The sequence below is a fragment of the Falsiruegeria mediterranea M17 genome (assembly GCF_900302455.1).
GTDB lineage: Bacteria > Pseudomonadota > Alphaproteobacteria > Rhodobacterales > Rhodobacteraceae > Falsiruegeria > Falsiruegeria mediterranea.
The window spans coordinates 102,649-119,167 of the sequence record NZ_ONZG01000006.1; the positions used below are offsets into that span (position 1 = coordinate 102,649).

Sequence of the window (16,519 nt, forward strand, 5' to 3'; positions counted from 1 at the left end):
GCTGTCCACCCGACTGGCCGGTACGCAACATCAGTCTATCGATCCCCCTGGTCATTCTGCGTCACTTTCGCGCGCGTACCCCCCTCTAGTCAAACCCGAAATTGTGACTAAACGTCACGAAACAGGGAGAATTAGGACAACTGTGCCTACACAAGCGCACCCGGATTTGGCATGAGGGGGTAAGTTGCGGCCCAATGGGCCGGTTGTGCCAAAGGAGTACCGCCCGTGAGCAGAGACGTCAGCCGCCTTGATCTTTTCATCGACCGGATGGTCTCGCAGCGCGCTTGCCTGGATTTTGCGATTGCCGAAACGACCGCAATGACGGGCCCCGTGTTCGAGTTGGGTCTGGGCAATGGCCGCACCTATCACCACATGAAAACCCACATCAAAGGGCGTGACACTTATGTGTTTGAACGCGCCGTGGCCTCGCACCCGGATTCGACCCCGCCGGATGAGATGCTGATCCTGGGCGATGTGCGCGAAACGCTGCCCGCCTCGGTCGAGCGCTTTGGGGCCACCGCCAGCCTGATCCATGCGGATCTTGGGGGGCACAACCGCGAAAAGAACGATGTGTTTGCCCGGTTTGTTTCGCCGTTGATCGAACCCTTGCTTGCGCCTGGTGGGCTGATGGTGTCAAGCGACCGGATGTATTTCGAAACCCTGACCGAACTGCCGCTGCCACCCGGCGCAGTCGAAGGGCGCTGTTTCGTATATCGCCGCTAGGGGGCAGATATGGCCGGGCTTCTGACGCTGAATGCGGGGAGTTCCTCGATCAAGTTCGGGGTCTATCTGGCTGCTCCCGAGCCCGAGCTGTTGTTGCTGGGGCAGGTTGAAAACCTTGGTCCCGTTGCGCAGCTGGTGTTCAGCCATCCGGAAAAGAAGACGGTCGAGATCGGGCCCTCCGATCACGTGACGGCTGTTCAGGCTATCCTTGAGGCCATTCAACCGGCATTGAAAGACCATGTGGTCACAGGCGTTGGTCATCGCATCGTGCATGGTGGCAAGACCTTTACCGGGCCGGTGGAATTGACCGATCACGTCATGGGGCAGTTGGAAACGCTGGTGCCGCTGGCGCCGCTGCACCAACCGCACAACCTGGCGGCTGTGCGCGCGGCCCAGGCGGCATTCCCTGACGCTATTCAGATCGGCTGTTTCGATACCTCGTTCCATCAAGGCCATCCCTTTGTGAACGATGCCTTTGCTATTCCCCGGCGGTTCTACGAAAAGGGCGTGCGGCGGTATGGATTTCACGGGCTGTCCTATGACTATGTGACCGACACGCTGACACGCGAACATCCGATCCTGGCGCGGGGGCGGGTGGTGATCGCGCATCTGGGCAACGGTGCGTCCATGTGTGCTGTCAAAAAGGGGAAAAGCATCGGCTCGACCATGGGGTTTTCAGCGCTGGATGGCCTGCCGATGGGCACCCGCTGCGGGCAGCTTGATCCAGGCGTGATGCTCTACCTGATGGAGCAGGGCCACACCGTCGAGGCGATCACCCATATCCTGTATAAGAAAAGTGGCTTGCTGGGGCTGAGCGAGATCAGCCACGATATGCGCACGCTGTTGGCCAGCGATGATCCCCGCGCGGCAGAGGCGATTGACTATTATGTCTTCCGCATCAAGCGAGAGCTGGGGGCGATGGTCGCCATCATGGGCGGGCTGAATGCTGTGGTCTTCTGCGGTGGCATCGGCGAAAACTCTCCGGACATCCGAGCCCGCGTTCTGGACGGATTGGAGTTCATGGGCCTGTCGCTGGACGCTGTGGCCAATGCCGCGAACGAACAGGTGATCTCGGACGGGGATGTGCCGGTTCTTGTTATCCCAACCGACGAAGAGCGCGTGATCGCCCGCGCATTGGCGGCCCGCGTGGTGCCGTAGGGTTATTTTCCTTGGGGCTAGGCGCGAGCGCCAGAGGTTGCCATCGTCACACGGAACCCGACAGAAAGGCCGCCCATGCTGTTTTATGATTGCTCTACCGCCCCCAACCCCCGCCGCGCACGGATGTTCATTGCCGAAAAGGGGCTGACGATCGAAACCCGCGATATCTCGATCGCAAAGGGAGAGCAGCTTCAACCCGATTTCAAGGCGGTGAACCCGCGTGCAACGATCCCCGTGCTTGTCACGGACGAGGGCACGGTGTTGACCGAAAACCTTGGCATTGCTGCGTACCTTGAGGCACATACGCCCGAGCCACCGCTGATGGGGCGCACCGCCGATGAAAAGGGGCTGGTTCTGATGTGGAATTCCATAGCCGAGCAACAGGGTGGCATGCCCGTTGCCGAGGCGCTGCGCAACACGCATCCGGCCTTCAAGGACCGCGCCATTCCAGGGCCCGCAAATCATGCGCAGATCCCTGAATTGGCTGAGCGTGGGTTGGCAAGAATCGATCAGTTCTTTGATGTTCTCGAAGAACGTCTGCAAGACAGCCGCTATGTTGCGTGCGATCATTTCACATTGGCTGACATCTCGACCTTTGTGTTTGTCGACTTCGCCCGCGTGGTCAAAAAGCGTCTGCCCGAAACCCACACGGCGGCAATGGATTGGTATGAGGCCATCAAAGCCCGGCCAAGCGCACAGGTGTAAACCTAGCCCTGTACCGGCGGGATCGCACGCCGGTACAGGTGCCACGTGGTGTGCCCCAAAACCGGCAGCGTCACGATCAGGCCCAGAAAGGCGGGCACCAGCGACAGAATCATGGCACCTGTGATGATTGCCGCCCAGGTCAGCATCACGACCGGGTTTTCCTTGACCGTGCGAACGGATGTGATCATCGCCGTGACAAAATCGGTCTCGCGATCCAGCAGCATGGGCATCGCAATCACGGTGACCGAGAACAGCACCGCTGACAGGATTGCCCCCACGCCGGTGCCGATGAGCAGAAAGAGCCAGCCCTCAGGCGTAAAGAAGACGACATTCAGGAACCCGCCAAAGTCCGAAAAGGACGCGTCGCGCAGAATTACGGCCAACCACAGGCGGATCTGATAGATCCAGACCCAGAACACAAACAACGTGACAAAAGCCATCCACCCCATTTCCCGCTTTCGCTGATTGGCCACGACGCCCAGAATATCTGCCCATCCAAAGCTTATGTTTGCCTGACGTCTGCGCGACATCTCGTAAAGGCCAGCGGCGGCAAAAGGCGCGACCAGGGGGAAACCCGCTATGGCGGGGATGATCACCCAAAGCTGACCCAACCTGAACAGGCTCCAGACGATCAGGATACCAAAGACGGCATAGAGCAGGCCAAAGAAGCCGCTCATCACTGGGCGAGCCAGAAAATCCGCAAACCCGGCCTTAAGCGCGGCGGTGATGTCCTCTGCGCTCAGCGTGTTGACCTGGGGCATCGCCTGTCGTGGCAGGTCACCCGGTGGTGTGGGGCTTTCGGTTTTGGACGACATGGCTCTCCTTCCGAAACGGGGTCTTACAGACAGCATAAATGTCCGACGCGGAAAAGTCAGCGTCCACGCAGGAACGCACTTGTCACGCATTGTACAGAATTGTCTAGACAGGTGTGAACAATCGCAATAGCGTCGCTTTGACATCAGGTAAGGGAGGGTCGGATGAAGTCGAATTATCGCGTGGTTGTCATTGGGGGCGGCGTTGTTGGTGCCTCGGTTCTGTATCATCTGGCCAAATACGGCTGGACGGATGTCTGCCTGATCGAACGCAAGGTTCTTACGGCTGGATCCAGCTGGCATGCGGCAGGAGGGATTCATGCGCTGAACGCCGATCCCAACATCGCGGCATTGCAGGCCTATACCATCGACCTCCTGCCCGAGATTGAGCGCGAGAGCCAGCAGAACATCGGCCTGCACATGACCGGTGGACTGACCATGGCCGGAACCCCGGATCGATGGGAATGGCTGCAATCGGCCTATCGCGTGTTCCAATCCATCGGCATCGAGGATTGCCGCCTTGTGACGCCCGAAGAGGCGCGCGAGCTGAACCCGGTGATGTCCACCGATGGCCTCTTGGGTGGAATGTGGGCCGACCGCGAGGGCTATATCGACACCACCGGCACGGTGCAGGCCTATGCGGGCGCGGCCAAGAAGCATGGGGCAACCGTGGTCGAAAACAACCGTGTGCTGGAACTGAACCAGACCGCCGAGGGTTGGGAGGTTGTGACCGAGAATGGCACCATTCAATGCGAGCATGTGGTCAACGCGGCGGGCCTCTGGGCCAAGCAGGTGGGGCGCATGGCGGGCGTGGAACTGCCGGTTTCGCCACTCAACCACCATTATCTTATTACTGATGCTATCCCCGAAGTTGCAGCGTTGGATCATGAGTTGCCGATGACCGTCGACCTCGAAGGGTTCACCTACATGCGGCAGGACCAAAAGGGGATGTTGGTCGGGATCTATGAGATCGATCACGACCACTGGATGGAAGACGGCGCACCTTGGGAATATGGGTTCGAACTGCAGCAAGAGGATCTGGGCCGGATCGAGAATGAGCTGACGCTGGGGTTCCAGCGCTATCCCTGCTTGAACAACGCGGGCATCAAAACGTGGGTGAATGGGGCTTTCACTTTCTCACCCGATGGCAACCCGCTGGTCGGTCCTGTTCCGGGCAAGCGCGGCTATTGGACAGCCTGCGCGGTCATGGCCGGGTTCTTGCAGGGCGGCGGCGTCGGTAAATCGCTGGCCGAATGGATGATCCACGGCGAACCCGAAGCGGACGTCTACGGCATGGACGTCGCCCGATACGGCGATTTTGCGCAGAACAAACGATACATCCGCGAAACCACCGGACAGTTCTATTCCCGCCGGTTTGTAATGACCTATCCCAACGAACAGCTCCCAGCCGGACGACCGTTGAAAATGGCCCCTGCGCATGACGCGATGTCGGTGGCAGGCTGCAAATGGGGCGTGAGCTGGGATCTTGAAGTACCGCTCTACTTTGCCGAGCCGGGGTTTGAGGAGACACCGACACTGAAACGCTCAAACGCCCATGACATCGTGGCCGAGGAGTGCAAGGCGATCCGAGAAGGCGTGGCGCTGCTCGACATTACCGGGTTCTCGCGGTTTGAGGTCTCAGGGCCGAACGCCACAGCCTGGCTGGATCGGATCATGGCGTCAAAGCTACCTGCTCCCGGTCGGGCCAAGCTGGCACCGATGCTCAGCGAGACAGGCAAGCTCAAGGGCGATCTGACGGTGCTGAACTGGGGCGACGGCCGCTATTGGATCATGGGCAGTTACTATCTGCGCGCCTGGCACATGCGTTGGTTCAACGATCACATGGATGATGGCGTCACGGTACGTGATCTGGGTGAAGAGGTCTGCGGCTTTGCGGTCATCGGACCGAACTCGCAACAGGTGGTCGAGAAGCTGGCCGAGCAGGATATCGGTGCGCTGAAATTCATGGGTTGCGGGCAATTCGACATTGGGCTGGTGCGCACTCATGTGGCGCGTATGTCAGTGACGGGCGAGAAGGGGTATGAGATCAACTGCCGCTATGGCGACCATATCGCCCTGCGCCGGATGCTGCTTGAGGCGGGCGCCGAGCTGGGCATTCGCGAGGTGGGTTTCAACGCCATGTTGTCGACCCGGATCGAGAAGAGCTTTGGCATCTGGTCGGCAGAATTCACCCAAGGTTACACGCCGGGCATGACGGGCATGGACCGCTGGATCGACTGGGGCAAGGCTTTTGTCGGGCGCGAGGCGGCCATGGCCGAACGCGACGGAAACGGCCCGGGGCAGGTTCAGGTCACGCTGGAGATCGAAGCCGATGGGGCTGATGCCAGTGGATACGAGCCGATCTGGTCGGATGGTAACCGTGTCGGCTTTGTCACCTCGGGCGCATATGGACACCACACCTGCAAATCGCTTGCGATGGCGCTGGTTGACCGCGAACAGGCTGCCGTTGGAACCGACCTGAGCGTGCATATCGTAGGGGTCGAGCGTCAGGCCAAGGTTATCGAGGCCTCTCCATACGACCCTCAAGGCAAGGCGATGCGGGGATGATCCATGACCACTAACAGTCAGACACGCGGCGAGATTCGGGGGCGGCGCAGGCGTGGGCGGGCCGAGGCCGCGCCAACGCCAAGCCGCGACGTAAATTACCGCCAACTGAAAAACCCCTTTCCGCTGATGGAGGTGTTTCCGAGCGATCAGATCGCCGACATGCATGAAACCGCGCTCAGGATGCTCGAAGAACTGGGGATGAAAGTGCTGTTGCCCGAAGCGCGGCGCATCTATGCCCATGGCGGTGCGCGGGTCGATGAAGACAGCGAGATGGTCTACATCGGCCGCGACATGGTCGAGGCGGCGCTTGCCACGGCGCCAAAGTCGATCCTCTGTTACGCAGGTGCTCGGCATAGGGATTTCACGCTGGAACTCGGAAGCCTGGTGTTCCAACCGGGGGCAGGGGCACCCAATGCGACTGATCTGGTGCGTGGTCGCCGCCCGGCCTCGGGCCAGGACTATCTGGAGTTTCTGAAACTCACCCATCATTTCGATGTGTTCCAGATGATATCGCCCCAGGTCGAGCCGCAGGATGTACCGACGAACGTGCGTCATTACTTCACCACGCAGGCGCAGATAGAGCTGACGGACAAGTTCCCCTTCTTCTTTTCGCGTGGCACGCCGCAGGTGATGGATTGCTTTGAAATGCTGTCGATTGCGCGCGGCCTGTCGGATGATGAATTCCGCAGCACGGCGCATTCCTATACCATCATCAACACCAACAGCCCGCGCACGCTGGATATTCCGATGGCGCAGGGGCTGATCGACTTTGCCCGCTATGGGCAAGTGTCCATCGTCACGCCGTTCACGCTGATGGGGGCGATGGCGCCAATCACGGTGGCCGGTGCGATCACGCTCAGCCATGCCGAGGTGCTGGCGGCGTTGGTGCTGACACAGATGACCAATCCCGGCGCGCCGGTGTGTTATGGCACCTTTACCAGCAACGTGGACATGAAGTCGGGCGCGCCTGCCTTTGGCACGCCGTCGCATTTCCAGGCGTCTTTGGCCGCGGGGCAATTGGCGCGTCATCTGGGGCTGCCATGGCGTTCAGCAGCGGGATCGGCCTCGAACCTCAACGATGTGCAGGCCGCGAATGAAAACCAGTTTGGCCTCTGGGGCTGCCTGATGGCCGGGGCCACGGTGGTGATCCATTCAGCTGGCTGGCTTGAAGGCGGACTGTCGGTGTCGTTTGAAAAGATGATCTGTGACGCCGAGGTGCTCAACATGGTTGCCGAGTTGTGTGCAGGGGCGCAAGCGGGCGAGGCCGAGATCGGCTATGACACGGCCTTGCGCGAGGTGGATCCCAGCGGGCATTTCTTTGCCACCAGTCAGACCATGGAACGCTACAACACCGCGTTCTATGAACCGCACGTTCATGACTATGCGAACTTCGGTACCTGGACCGAGCGCGGTTCGGTTGATGCCAACCACCGCGCGACCGGCATCTGGCAGAACATCTTGAACACTTTCGAACCGCCCAAACAGAACCCTGATCGGGTGGGCGCGCTGCAAGATTTTATCGCACGCCGTACCGAAGAAGGCGGCGCGCCGCCGGAGAGTTGAGAGAGGACGCAACATGAGCAATCCAGACGCAATCATCATCGGCACCGGCGTCATCGGCGCCGCCATCGCATTCGAGATGACCAAGGCGGGCCACAAGACCCTGTCATTGGATCGGAATGCGCAGGTGGGCCACGGCTCCACTGCCGGATCCTGCGCGATCATCCGGATGCATTATTCCACCTTTGATGGCACTGCCTTTGCTTGGGAGGGCTATCACTATTGGCGTGATTGGGCTGACTACCTGGATCTGCCCGAAGGGGCGAACCTTGCGCAGTTCAAGCAGACCGGGTGCCTGGTGATGAAAACCGAGGCCAACGGTCGGCTTGAGAAGCACATGAAATACAGTGCCGAGCTGGAGTGTCCTTTCGCGGAGTGGTCGCCGGAACAAATCACCGACAAGCTGCCGGTCTACACCCTCGACAGTTTTGCACCCGCCAAGCGGATGGATGATCCGGAATTTGGCCAACCCAACGGGCGCAAGATGGGTGGTGCGGTGTTCTGGCCGCAAGCGGGTTATGTCACAGACCCGGCGCTGAGCGCGCAGAACCTGATGGATGCGGCGCGACAGCATGGGGCCGAAGTGCGGACCGGAGCCGAAGTGGTCGAGATCCTGCAATCGGATGGTCGTGTCAGCGGTGTAAAACTGGCTGATGGAGAGGAAATCCACGCCCCCGTGGTGATCAACGTGGCAGGGCCCGGCTCGGCCATCGTGAACGCCATGGCCGGTGTTCTGGATGACATGACCATCGAAACCCGGCCCCTGCGGCAAGAGGTGGTGCATGTGCCCAGCCCCGAGGGGTTCAATTTCGAAGAGCAGGGCACCATCGTCTCGGACAGCGATATCTCGCTTTACGTGCGGCCCGAGCATGGCAACCACATCCTGATCGGATCGGAAGATCCCGAATGTGACCCGCATCAGTGGTGCGAGGACGACAAGGACTATAACCGTGAATTCACCGACCAATGGACCACGCAGGCCATGCGCTATGCGCAGCGGGTGCCGTCGCTTGGTATCCCGTCGAAAACGCGCGGGGTGGTGGACCTTTATGATGCATCCACCGATTGGATCCCGATTTATGACAAATCCAGCCTGCCGGGGTTCTATATGGCTTGCGGAACCAGCGGGAACCAATACAAGAATGCCCCGATTGCGGGCAAGATGATGGCTGCCCTGGTCGATTATTGCGAAGGCGGTGGCGATCACGACGACGCGCCGTTGCAGTTCAAGCTGCCCTATACCGGGCACATCATCGACGTCGGTTTCTACTCGCGCAAACGCCCGATCAACGAAGAAAGCAGCTTCTCGGTTTTGGGCTGACATCTGGACGACCAATCGGATCGGCCTAGTTTGGCGAATTGAGATGCCGGGCAGGAGGCCGATCCGATCATGACACAGACCGGACCAAAAGTTCTGATTCTGGGCTCTGCGCCTTGTGTGCAAGAGGCGGCAGATTGGTCACGCGGACCCTTTACCCACATCGTCGCCATCAACAATGCCTGGCGCGTGCGCCCGGATTGGGATTTCCTGATCCATCCCGAGGATTTTCCCGAAGCAAACCAACCCGCCGCGCCGACGCCCAAGCAGAAAATCATCACCGCCCAGGATTATGTTCCGGCGCAAAACGCTTATGGTGGTTTTGTCTACGCGGGCGGCACCATGGCGTTCACTGCGGGGTATTGGGCGCTACATGCATTGAAGCCTCATGTGATCGCCTATTTTGGATGCGATATGGTCTATCCGGCGCGCGGCAACACGCATTTCTACGGCACGGGACAGGCGGATCCTCTGCGACAGGACGTTACACTCAGATCGCTGGAAGCAAAATCATCACGGTTGATGCAATACGCGGCAAAACAGGGATGCCGCATGGTGCGTCTGTCTGATGGTGAAAGCCGTTTGGTGTGCCCGCCTTCATGCGCTGACCAAATGGAAGACGTTCCATTGGTGGATGTCTCGGGTCTGGCACATGCAGAGGCGCAAGAGCGGGCGCTGGGCTACTATGTCCCTTCGGGCCGGTATTGGGAGGATCAAACACGCTTTGAAGTGGCGGAACTCGACCGGATTGACCGGCTGTGGCTTGACGACACACAGCCGGACGATGTGAAGGCTGCCTGAATTTAGAGAGCGCTCTTTAGGTCCGTGTACTTAGCTTTGGCTTCTTTGACCGCCTGTTCGCGCACTGGCCCGTATCCACGAATCTCATCTGCTACGGACAGGATCGCCTGCCAAGCCTCAGTATCCTTTGCTTGGTCCAACAGCCCCTCGTACCACGCCAGTGTGTCGCGATGCATCTTGGCCTCGGAATGGTAGCCGAACGGGTTCAGAGGCGAATTGCGCATGCCCTTACCCTTGGCCAGCAGACCCAGAACCGACTGCATCCATGGCCCAAATGGGCGCTTTGCAGGGCGTCCGCGACCGTCCTTGCCAAAGTTCAGGATCGGCGGGGCCATGTGGTAATTGACCTTGAACTCCCCTTCGAAATTCTCGGCCAACTCATCAGCAAAGGCTTGCCCGGTCATCAGGCGGGCCACTTCGAACTCGTCTTTATAGGCCATCAGCTTGAACAGGTTGCGCGCGGCGATCTTGGTCAGGTCATCGGATGTTCGGGCGCGGAGTTGCTCAATCCGGTTGGCGAAGCGCTGGGCGTAAGCAGTGTCTTGATAGTCGGTCAGGAACGCGGCGCGGCGCGCAATCACCTGATCCAGGGTTTCTGGCTGTTCCTCGGGCGTAATCATGTCCTTCAGGCGGGCCGGATCCGCAGCCATTGCACGACCGATAGCAAAGGCCAGCTTGTTCTTTTCGATGGCCACGCCGTTCAAAAGGATCGCTTGCGACAGGGATATCTGGTCAACCGGGACCAGCCCCTTTTGCCAGGCAAAGCCAAGCATCATCACATTGGCAAAAACCGCATCGCCCAGCACCTGTTCGGCCAGCGCATTTGCATCGAACCCGGCCACATTACCGGCACCCACGACCCGTGAAATCTCAGCCTCGCGGGCATCAACATTCAACTGTGCGTCACGGCGCAGAACCAGATCGCCGGTTGGCATTTCTGCCCGGTTCAGCACAACCCGCGTGCCCGTGCGGTAATGCGCCGATGCCTTGGGGGCAGAGCTTACCACCACGTCGCAGCCGATCACCGCATCCGCCGTGCCCAGATCTATCCGCACCTGGTTCAGTGCCTCGGGCACGGCACCCAGACGGATATAGCTGAGCACGGTGCCGAATTTCTGGGCAAAGCCGGTGAAGTCGAGCACCGAGCTGCCTTTGCCCTCAAGATGTGCAGCCATGGTGATCAGCGCACCGACGGTTACAACCCCAGTGCCGCCCACCCCCGTGACCAAAAGGTCAAAGGGAACGTCGAGTGGTGGAAGCTCGGGGGTGGGCAACCCGGCCTCGATGGTTTCCAGGTCCAGTGTCACCGCGCGTTTGCGCCGGGTGGCGCCTTCGACAGTGACAAAGCTGGGGCAGAACCCTTCGAGGCACGAGAAATCCTTGTTGCAGGAACTGAGGTTGATCTTACGCTTGCGGCCCAGGGGCGTTTCGCGCGGCTCAACGCTCAGGCAGTTGGACGCGACCGAACAATCGCCGCAGCCTTCGCAGACCAGATCGTTGATCCATGCAAACCGTTTGGGGTCATCCATCGTGCCGCGCTTTCGGCGGCGGCGCTTTTCGGTTGCGCACGTCTGTTCGTAGATCAGTACCGTGACGCCGGGAATATCGCGCAGCTCGCGCTGCACCTGATCCATCTCTTTTCGGTCATGGAATGAGGTGTTTGCAGGGAAATCAGCACGCGAGAATTTGTCGATGTCATCCGACACCAGCGCAATCCGCTCGACGCCTTCGGCGCGGCAGGTCTGAGCGATGCCATGAACACTCACTGGTCCATCCACTGGCTGACCGCCAGTCATCGCCACCGCATCGTTGTAAAGGATCTTGTAAGTGATGTTGGTTTTGGCGGCGACGGCCTGACGGATTGCCAGCGAGCCCGAGTGATACCAGGTGCCTTCGCCGAGGTTCTGGAAAATATGCTTGCCGCCGTTGAACTTCGACGCAACGACATGCGGCACCCCTTCACCGCCCATCTGGGCATACCCCACGGTTTGGCGGTCCATCCACGAGGCCATGACGTGACACCCGATACCACTGGCTGCGGTGGAACCCTCGGGCACTTTGGTCGAGCTGTTGTGCGGGCAGCCCGAGCAGAAATACGGCGTGCGGGTGGCACCGGGCACGTTGATCAACTGCGGGGGCGTGTCAGTCAGTGCCTTGGCCTTGCCTGGCAGCCCCTCTTCTGGGAAAAACGCGTCCAGCCGCGCGGCGACGATGGGGGCCAGCATCAGTGGGCTCAGCTCTCCGGTCCAGGGGATCAGCGGCTCGCCGTGGCTGTCGTATTTGCCGACCATCTTGTGCGGTTTGTCACCCGGCCAGTCATAGAAATACTCTTTGAACTGGCTTTCGATGATGCCGCGCTTTTCCTCGACCACCAGCACCTCGGCTTTGCCTTTCACAAAGCGCAGGGCGTTGCGGCGGGCGAGTGGCCAGACCATGCCGACCTTGTAGATGTCGATGCCCAATTCGCGGCATTTGCGCTCATCCAGCCCCAGCAGGCGCAGCGCCTCCATCAGGTCCAGATGGCCCTTGCCTGTGGTGACAAAGCCGAACTTGGCGTTCTCGATGTCATAGACGCGGTGGTCGATCGGGTTGGCTTCGGCAAAGGCCCGCACGGCGCGCAGCTTGTGTTGAATGCGTGTCTCGATTTCGGGCGAAGGCAGGTCAGCAGATCGCACATGCAACCCGCCCGCAGGCAGGTCGATCTGGGGCAGCTCAAATGTTCGATCAGTGTGCAGCTCGACCGAGCGCGCGCTTTCCACCGTCTCACTGATTGCCTTAAACCCGACCCAGGTGCCGGAAAACCGTGACATTGCCAGCCCGTATTCGCCGTACTCCAGATACTCGTCGACCGACGCCGGGTTCAGAGTGGGCATGAACCAGGACATGAAGGCCACGTCGGATTGATGCGGCATCGAGCTGGAAACGCAACCGTGGTCATCGCCCGCTACCACCAGCACGCCGCCCTTGGGGGCCGAGCCATAGGCGTTGCCGTGTTTCAGCGCGTCACCTGAGCGATCCACACCGGGGCCCTTGCCGTACCACATGGAAAACACGCCTTCGACCTCGCAATGTGGGTCCAACGTGGCCTGCTGCGCGCCCAGAACGGCCGTGGCGCCCAGATCCTCGTTCACAGCGGGCATGAATTTGATCTTGTCCTCGGTCAGCCGATCCCGCGCGCGCCACAACTCCAGATCCAACGCACCCAGCGGTGAACCCCGGTAGCCCGACACGAAACCGGCCGTGTTCAGCCCCGCTTCGCGATCGCGCCGGGCCTGGTCCATCATGATCCTCGCCAGAGCTTGGGTTCCAGTCAGGAAAACCCGTCCGGTGGTGTTGGTGTAGCGATCAGAGAGTTGATAAGGACGGAGGTTCGGTGCGTGCTGTGTCATGGCTGGCAAACAATCGTTGTTGGCGTGGGTCTGAACAATTTGCCTTGTTTTCGGTGGAATAGGTTTTCAATTTTCGCGGTGAGTGACAAAAATTTGGTTTGGTCAACCAGTGTATTGCGATAATTCGGATAAATGAACCAGAATCTCCAATTCGATGACCGCGACCGAAAAATCCTGCGCTTGTTGGAAAAGGACAGTCGGATTTCCAATGCTGACCTGGCGGATTCCGTAGGGATGTCGACTTCGGCCCTTTGGCGGCGGGTGCGCGCACTGGAAGAGGCTGGCGTGATCGAGCGGTATGGGATCGTGGTGAATCCCAAAGCGATGGGATTCGGGTTTCAGGCCATCGTCCACGTACAGTTGACCCGTCATGACCCTGAAAAAATCGTGGATTTCATCCGTGCTGTTGGGCACGCGTCAGAGGTGCAGGAGTGTTTTGCGACGACCGGTCAATCCGACTATCACCTGAGGGTGATCTGCGTGGACCTGGATCACTACAACCGCTTCCTCGAGGATTTTCTGTTTCGACTGCCAGCCGTGGCCAGTGCGCAAACCAATGTGGTGTTGCGCACGATCAAGGACCACGGTCCGGTCGCGCCTGCCTGAAGGCGTGATGCGGGTCAAGCGACCCGATTGATCAGCATTCGAACCATACTTTGGACGGTTCGGTCGGAACCTCTGTCAGGAATGTTGCACTGGAACAGGTGCCTTGCGCGGCCTGTGTGGCGGACGCATTGACGGGACCGGATTGAACCCTGGGCAACGCACTGGTTTGATATGAACAGGCGGAAACGGCAAACACCGCGATGATAGCTGAAATTCGAATGAGCAACGCAACCCCCTCTTGGAAACAAGACCTGGGGAAAGGCTAGCCATCTGCCCGACGCCTTGCAACGTTCAGCATTAACCAAGGGTTCCGATTGGGCTTAAAGACGGCGACAATTTCAACATCCTTGACGTATTGCGGTCTATGCGGCGACAATCAGAGCATGGTTAATGCTCGAGACACGCTATTTCTTGTCTCGGGCAGGTGTCTTGGAAAGAATATTGTAGACTTTTTATTCAAAGACTTCGGTTTGGCTGGCTGTGGGAGCAAGCACAATGAAGTTCCGATTGACGAAAGCGTTGACGATTTGTCTTGGTGCTTGCCTTGGGACAGGCGCGGCACTGGCGGAATCCGACCCTTTGGATGCGCCGTTGCAGATCGTGGAGTTCAAGCAAGGTGATACCCTGCGCGGCGTTGTTGGAGAACACCTCCGTGACCCGGATCTTTGGCCTGCGGTTCTGAAACTCAACAACATCGGTTCTTCTGCTGACCTGGTGCCGGGCACCCAGTTGCGTCTGCCCGTGCGCCAAGTGGCAACAGCGGATGCTGCGCTGTTGTCTTCACTGCAGGCGATCCAAAAGGCCAACGCTGAGGGCGCGCGTATTTTTGCTCCGGACGAAATCGGGCAGGCGATCCAAAGCCGGGACGAGGCGGTAACCTCGCGCGAGGTTGGCGAATGGCGCGAAGTGGTGAATTATGCGGGGGTTGCCCGCGACTTCGCTCGCGAAGCGCTGGATATCTCGATTGCTCAACGGGATCGTTCCGCCGAAGCTGTGGTGTCCGATGTCCAAGGCGACGTCGAAGGGCGCGCGCCGGTCGAACCCAGCTGGTCGGATCGCAATCGCAATGACATCCTTGTCGAGTTTGAACGCATTCGGACGTTGTCCGCCAGCACGACACAAGTCACGTTCCGCGACCTGAGCCGTTTGCGATTGAACCCGAATTCCAATGCCACCATCCAACGGATGCGCTCGGATCCTCTGACCGGGGGCGAGGTGACCAAAGTGTCATTGGCCGAAGGGGATTTCTATGCTCTTTTGAACCAGCTGTCCGACAAAACCACGTTCGAGATCGACGTGCCGGGGATCGAAACCACCACTAATTCGGCCGATTTCTGGATCAAGAACGATCAAAGTGGCGCGCGCTTTGTGAACTATGACACGCCCGGCCTTGAGATCGAGCGTGACGGCCAGACCTTTGAACTGGGCGAGAATGAGGGTGTGGTGATCGCGGGAACGGGTGCCCAACGGGCCGAAGTGCTGACCAGCCCGCTGTTGAACCTGCCGGGAGTGGGGGAGATCCTTTATTCTGAATCTGCGAGCCTGAGTTGGGAAGTCTTCTCTGGCGCCGAGGCCTATTGGCTTGAGGTGGCCAGCGATCCCGGGTTCAACCAGATGCAGATCTCGGAATGGGGTATCCGTGATACCGCCTTTGCCGCCACCGGGTTGAAACCGGCGCGGTATCACTGGCGGGTCGCGGCGCTCGATAAGCTGGGCCTGCCCGGCGAGTGGAGCACACCGCGTGACTTTACCCTGCGGATCGACAACACGCCGCCCTTCCTGACACTGATGTCCCCTGCGGCTGGCACCATCGCAACCAAGCCGCGGATCGAGGTGTTGGGCGCAACCGAGCTTGAGGCGACGCTGACGCTGGATGGCAAGCCGCTCAAGGTCGATGGGGACGGCAGCTTTGTGGCAGACGTGGATCTGACACCTGGCGAGAACGTCATCGAAGTCGTCGCGATTGATCTGGCGGGCAACACCAGTCGCCGCAGCCAATCCGTGATCTATCGTCCCTCGGCCGAGGTCGAGATCGCGCTGTCGGATCAGATCGCCCGGGTGGATCAGGCGCTGGCCTCGCGTACGGATCAGCTTTCTGTATCGGCCAGCACGACAGCAGAACCGGGGGCCGCTGTACTGGTGCGCGATGCATCGGATACCGTTGTGGTTCAAACACAAGTCGGCGCTGCCGGTTCCATCGGGTTCACCGTTCCGGTGGACGAGGCCGCACGCGAATTTACGATCCAGATTCTGGCGCCTGGTGGCGCAGTCGAAGGGGCGCTGCGGTTTGCTGCGATTCGCGATCAGATCGCGCCTGAAATTACGCTGGACCTGCCGCCGCCGCGCGCAACCTCGGACGATGTGTTGTCTGTGACCGGGGCGGTCGGGGACGCGGTGCGATTGACACTCAATGGAACGGACCTGCCTGTCCAGGATGGGCGCTTTGACCTGACCGTGACGCTTGCGCCGGGGCCAAACGCCTTTGAACTGGTGGCGGTGGATGCCGTGGGCAATGTCAGCGTCACGCGCCTGAATACGTTGCTGGACGTGGACCCGCCCGAGGTTCTGAGCGTCGAGCTGGGACGTCCGCAAGGCGATACCGGCCCGATCGAGATCGACGTGCAGGCCCGCGATGCATCCGGCCTGCGACAGGCGGCACCATTTGTCATCAGCGTCGATGGGGTCGAGATCGAGGGATTTTTGCGCTGCGACAGTGTCAGCGGATTGTGCCGGGCGGTTCTGCCGCCCGAGACCGGCGAACTGGAGCTGGTTGAACTGATCATCGAAGATTACGCGGGGAACACCGCCTTCGAATAACCAATGACCTGACCGGTGTGGGGGCATCGTTTGGGTTCAGAAGGAACGGCAGAGGGGAACGG

The 16,519-nt window shown here is 59.8% G+C and carries 11 protein-coding genes; 9 read left to right on the forward strand and 2 right to left on the reverse strand.

Annotated features, from left to right (window positions below):
- Window positions 1-225: 225 nt before the first annotated feature.
- From TRM7615_RS13065 to TRM7615_RS13075, 3 genes are all read left to right on the forward strand, one after another.
- Complete coding sequence (locus TRM7615_RS13065; protein WP_268877555.1) at window positions 226-723, forward strand: class I SAM-dependent methyltransferase; 498 nt, start codon at window positions 226-228, stop codon at window positions 721-723.
- Between the two features lie 9 nt (window positions 724-732).
- Window positions 733-1,881, forward strand: a complete 1,149-nt coding sequence (locus TRM7615_RS13070; RefSeq protein WP_108788212.1) for an acetate/propionate family kinase — start codon at window positions 733-735, stop codon at window positions 1,879-1,881.
- Window positions 1,882-1,956: 75 nt separating this feature from the next.
- The gene (locus TRM7615_RS13075; protein ID WP_108788214.1) at window positions 1,957-2,586 is read left to right on the forward strand and encodes a glutathione S-transferase family protein; all 630 of its coding nucleotides are present in this window, start codon (window positions 1,957-1,959) and stop codon (window positions 2,584-2,586) included.
- Window positions 2,587-2,588: 2 nt separating this feature from the next.
- Here TRM7615_RS13075 and TRM7615_RS13080 read toward each other — a convergent pair whose 3' ends face one another.
- Window positions 2,589-3,401 carry a DUF2189 domain-containing protein gene (locus TRM7615_RS13080; protein ID WP_108788216.1) on the reverse strand — a complete coding sequence of 271 codons (813 nt, stop codon included), beginning with the start codon at window positions 3,399-3,401 and terminating at the stop codon, window positions 2,589-2,591.
- 162 nt (window positions 3,402-3,563) lie between these two features.
- Here TRM7615_RS13080 and TRM7615_RS13085 point away from each other — a divergent pair, with 162 nt between their 5' ends.
- The 4 genes from TRM7615_RS13085 to TRM7615_RS13100 all read left to right on the forward strand — a co-directional run bounded on the left by TRM7615_RS13085 (window position 3,564) and on the right by TRM7615_RS13100 (window position 9,645).
- Window positions 3,564-5,966 carry a GcvT family protein gene (locus TRM7615_RS13085; protein ID WP_108788218.1) on the forward strand — a complete coding sequence of 801 codons (2,403 nt, stop codon included), beginning with the start codon at window positions 3,564-3,566 and terminating at the stop codon, window positions 5,964-5,966.
- A 3-nt stretch (window positions 5,967-5,969) separates the two neighbouring features.
- The gene (locus tag TRM7615_RS13090; RefSeq protein ID WP_108788220.1) at window positions 5,970-7,529 is read left to right on the forward strand and encodes a trimethylamine methyltransferase family protein; all 1,560 of its coding nucleotides are present in this window, start codon (window positions 5,970-5,972) and stop codon (window positions 7,527-7,529) included.
- A gap of 13 nt (window positions 7,530-7,542) precedes the next feature.
- The gene (locus TRM7615_RS13095) at window positions 7,543-8,847 is read left to right on the forward strand and encodes an NAD(P)/FAD-dependent oxidoreductase (protein ID WP_108788222.1); all 1,305 of its coding nucleotides are present in this window, start codon (window positions 7,543-7,545) and stop codon (window positions 8,845-8,847) included.
- A gap of 69 nt (window positions 8,848-8,916) precedes the next feature.
- Complete coding sequence (locus TRM7615_RS13100) at window positions 8,917-9,645, forward strand: hypothetical protein (protein ID WP_108788224.1); 729 nt, start codon at window positions 8,917-8,919, stop codon at window positions 9,643-9,645.
- Window positions 9,646-9,647: 2 nt separating this feature from the next.
- On the opposite strand, the gene TRM7615_RS13105 is transcribed toward TRM7615_RS13100, so the two are convergent.
- Window positions 9,648-13,034: an indolepyruvate ferredoxin oxidoreductase family protein gene (locus tag TRM7615_RS13105; protein WP_108788226.1), complete on the reverse strand. Its 3,387-nt coding sequence runs from the start codon at window positions 13,032-13,034 to the stop codon at window positions 9,648-9,650.
- Between the two features lie 132 nt (window positions 13,035-13,166).
- Between TRM7615_RS13105 and TRM7615_RS13110 the strand changes: the two genes are divergently transcribed.
- Together TRM7615_RS13110 and TRM7615_RS13115 are read left to right on the forward strand one after the other, a co-directional pair.
- Complete coding sequence (locus tag TRM7615_RS13110) at window positions 13,167-13,640, forward strand: Lrp/AsnC family transcriptional regulator (protein WP_108788228.1); 474 nt, start codon at window positions 13,167-13,169, stop codon at window positions 13,638-13,640.
- Between the two features lie 495 nt (window positions 13,641-14,135).
- A complete protein-coding gene (locus TRM7615_RS13115; RefSeq protein WP_108788230.1) occupies window positions 14,136-16,457 on the forward strand; it encodes a FecR domain-containing protein in 2,322 nt (773 codons plus the stop codon).
- The last annotated feature ends 62 nt before the right edge of the window (window positions 16,458-16,519 follow it).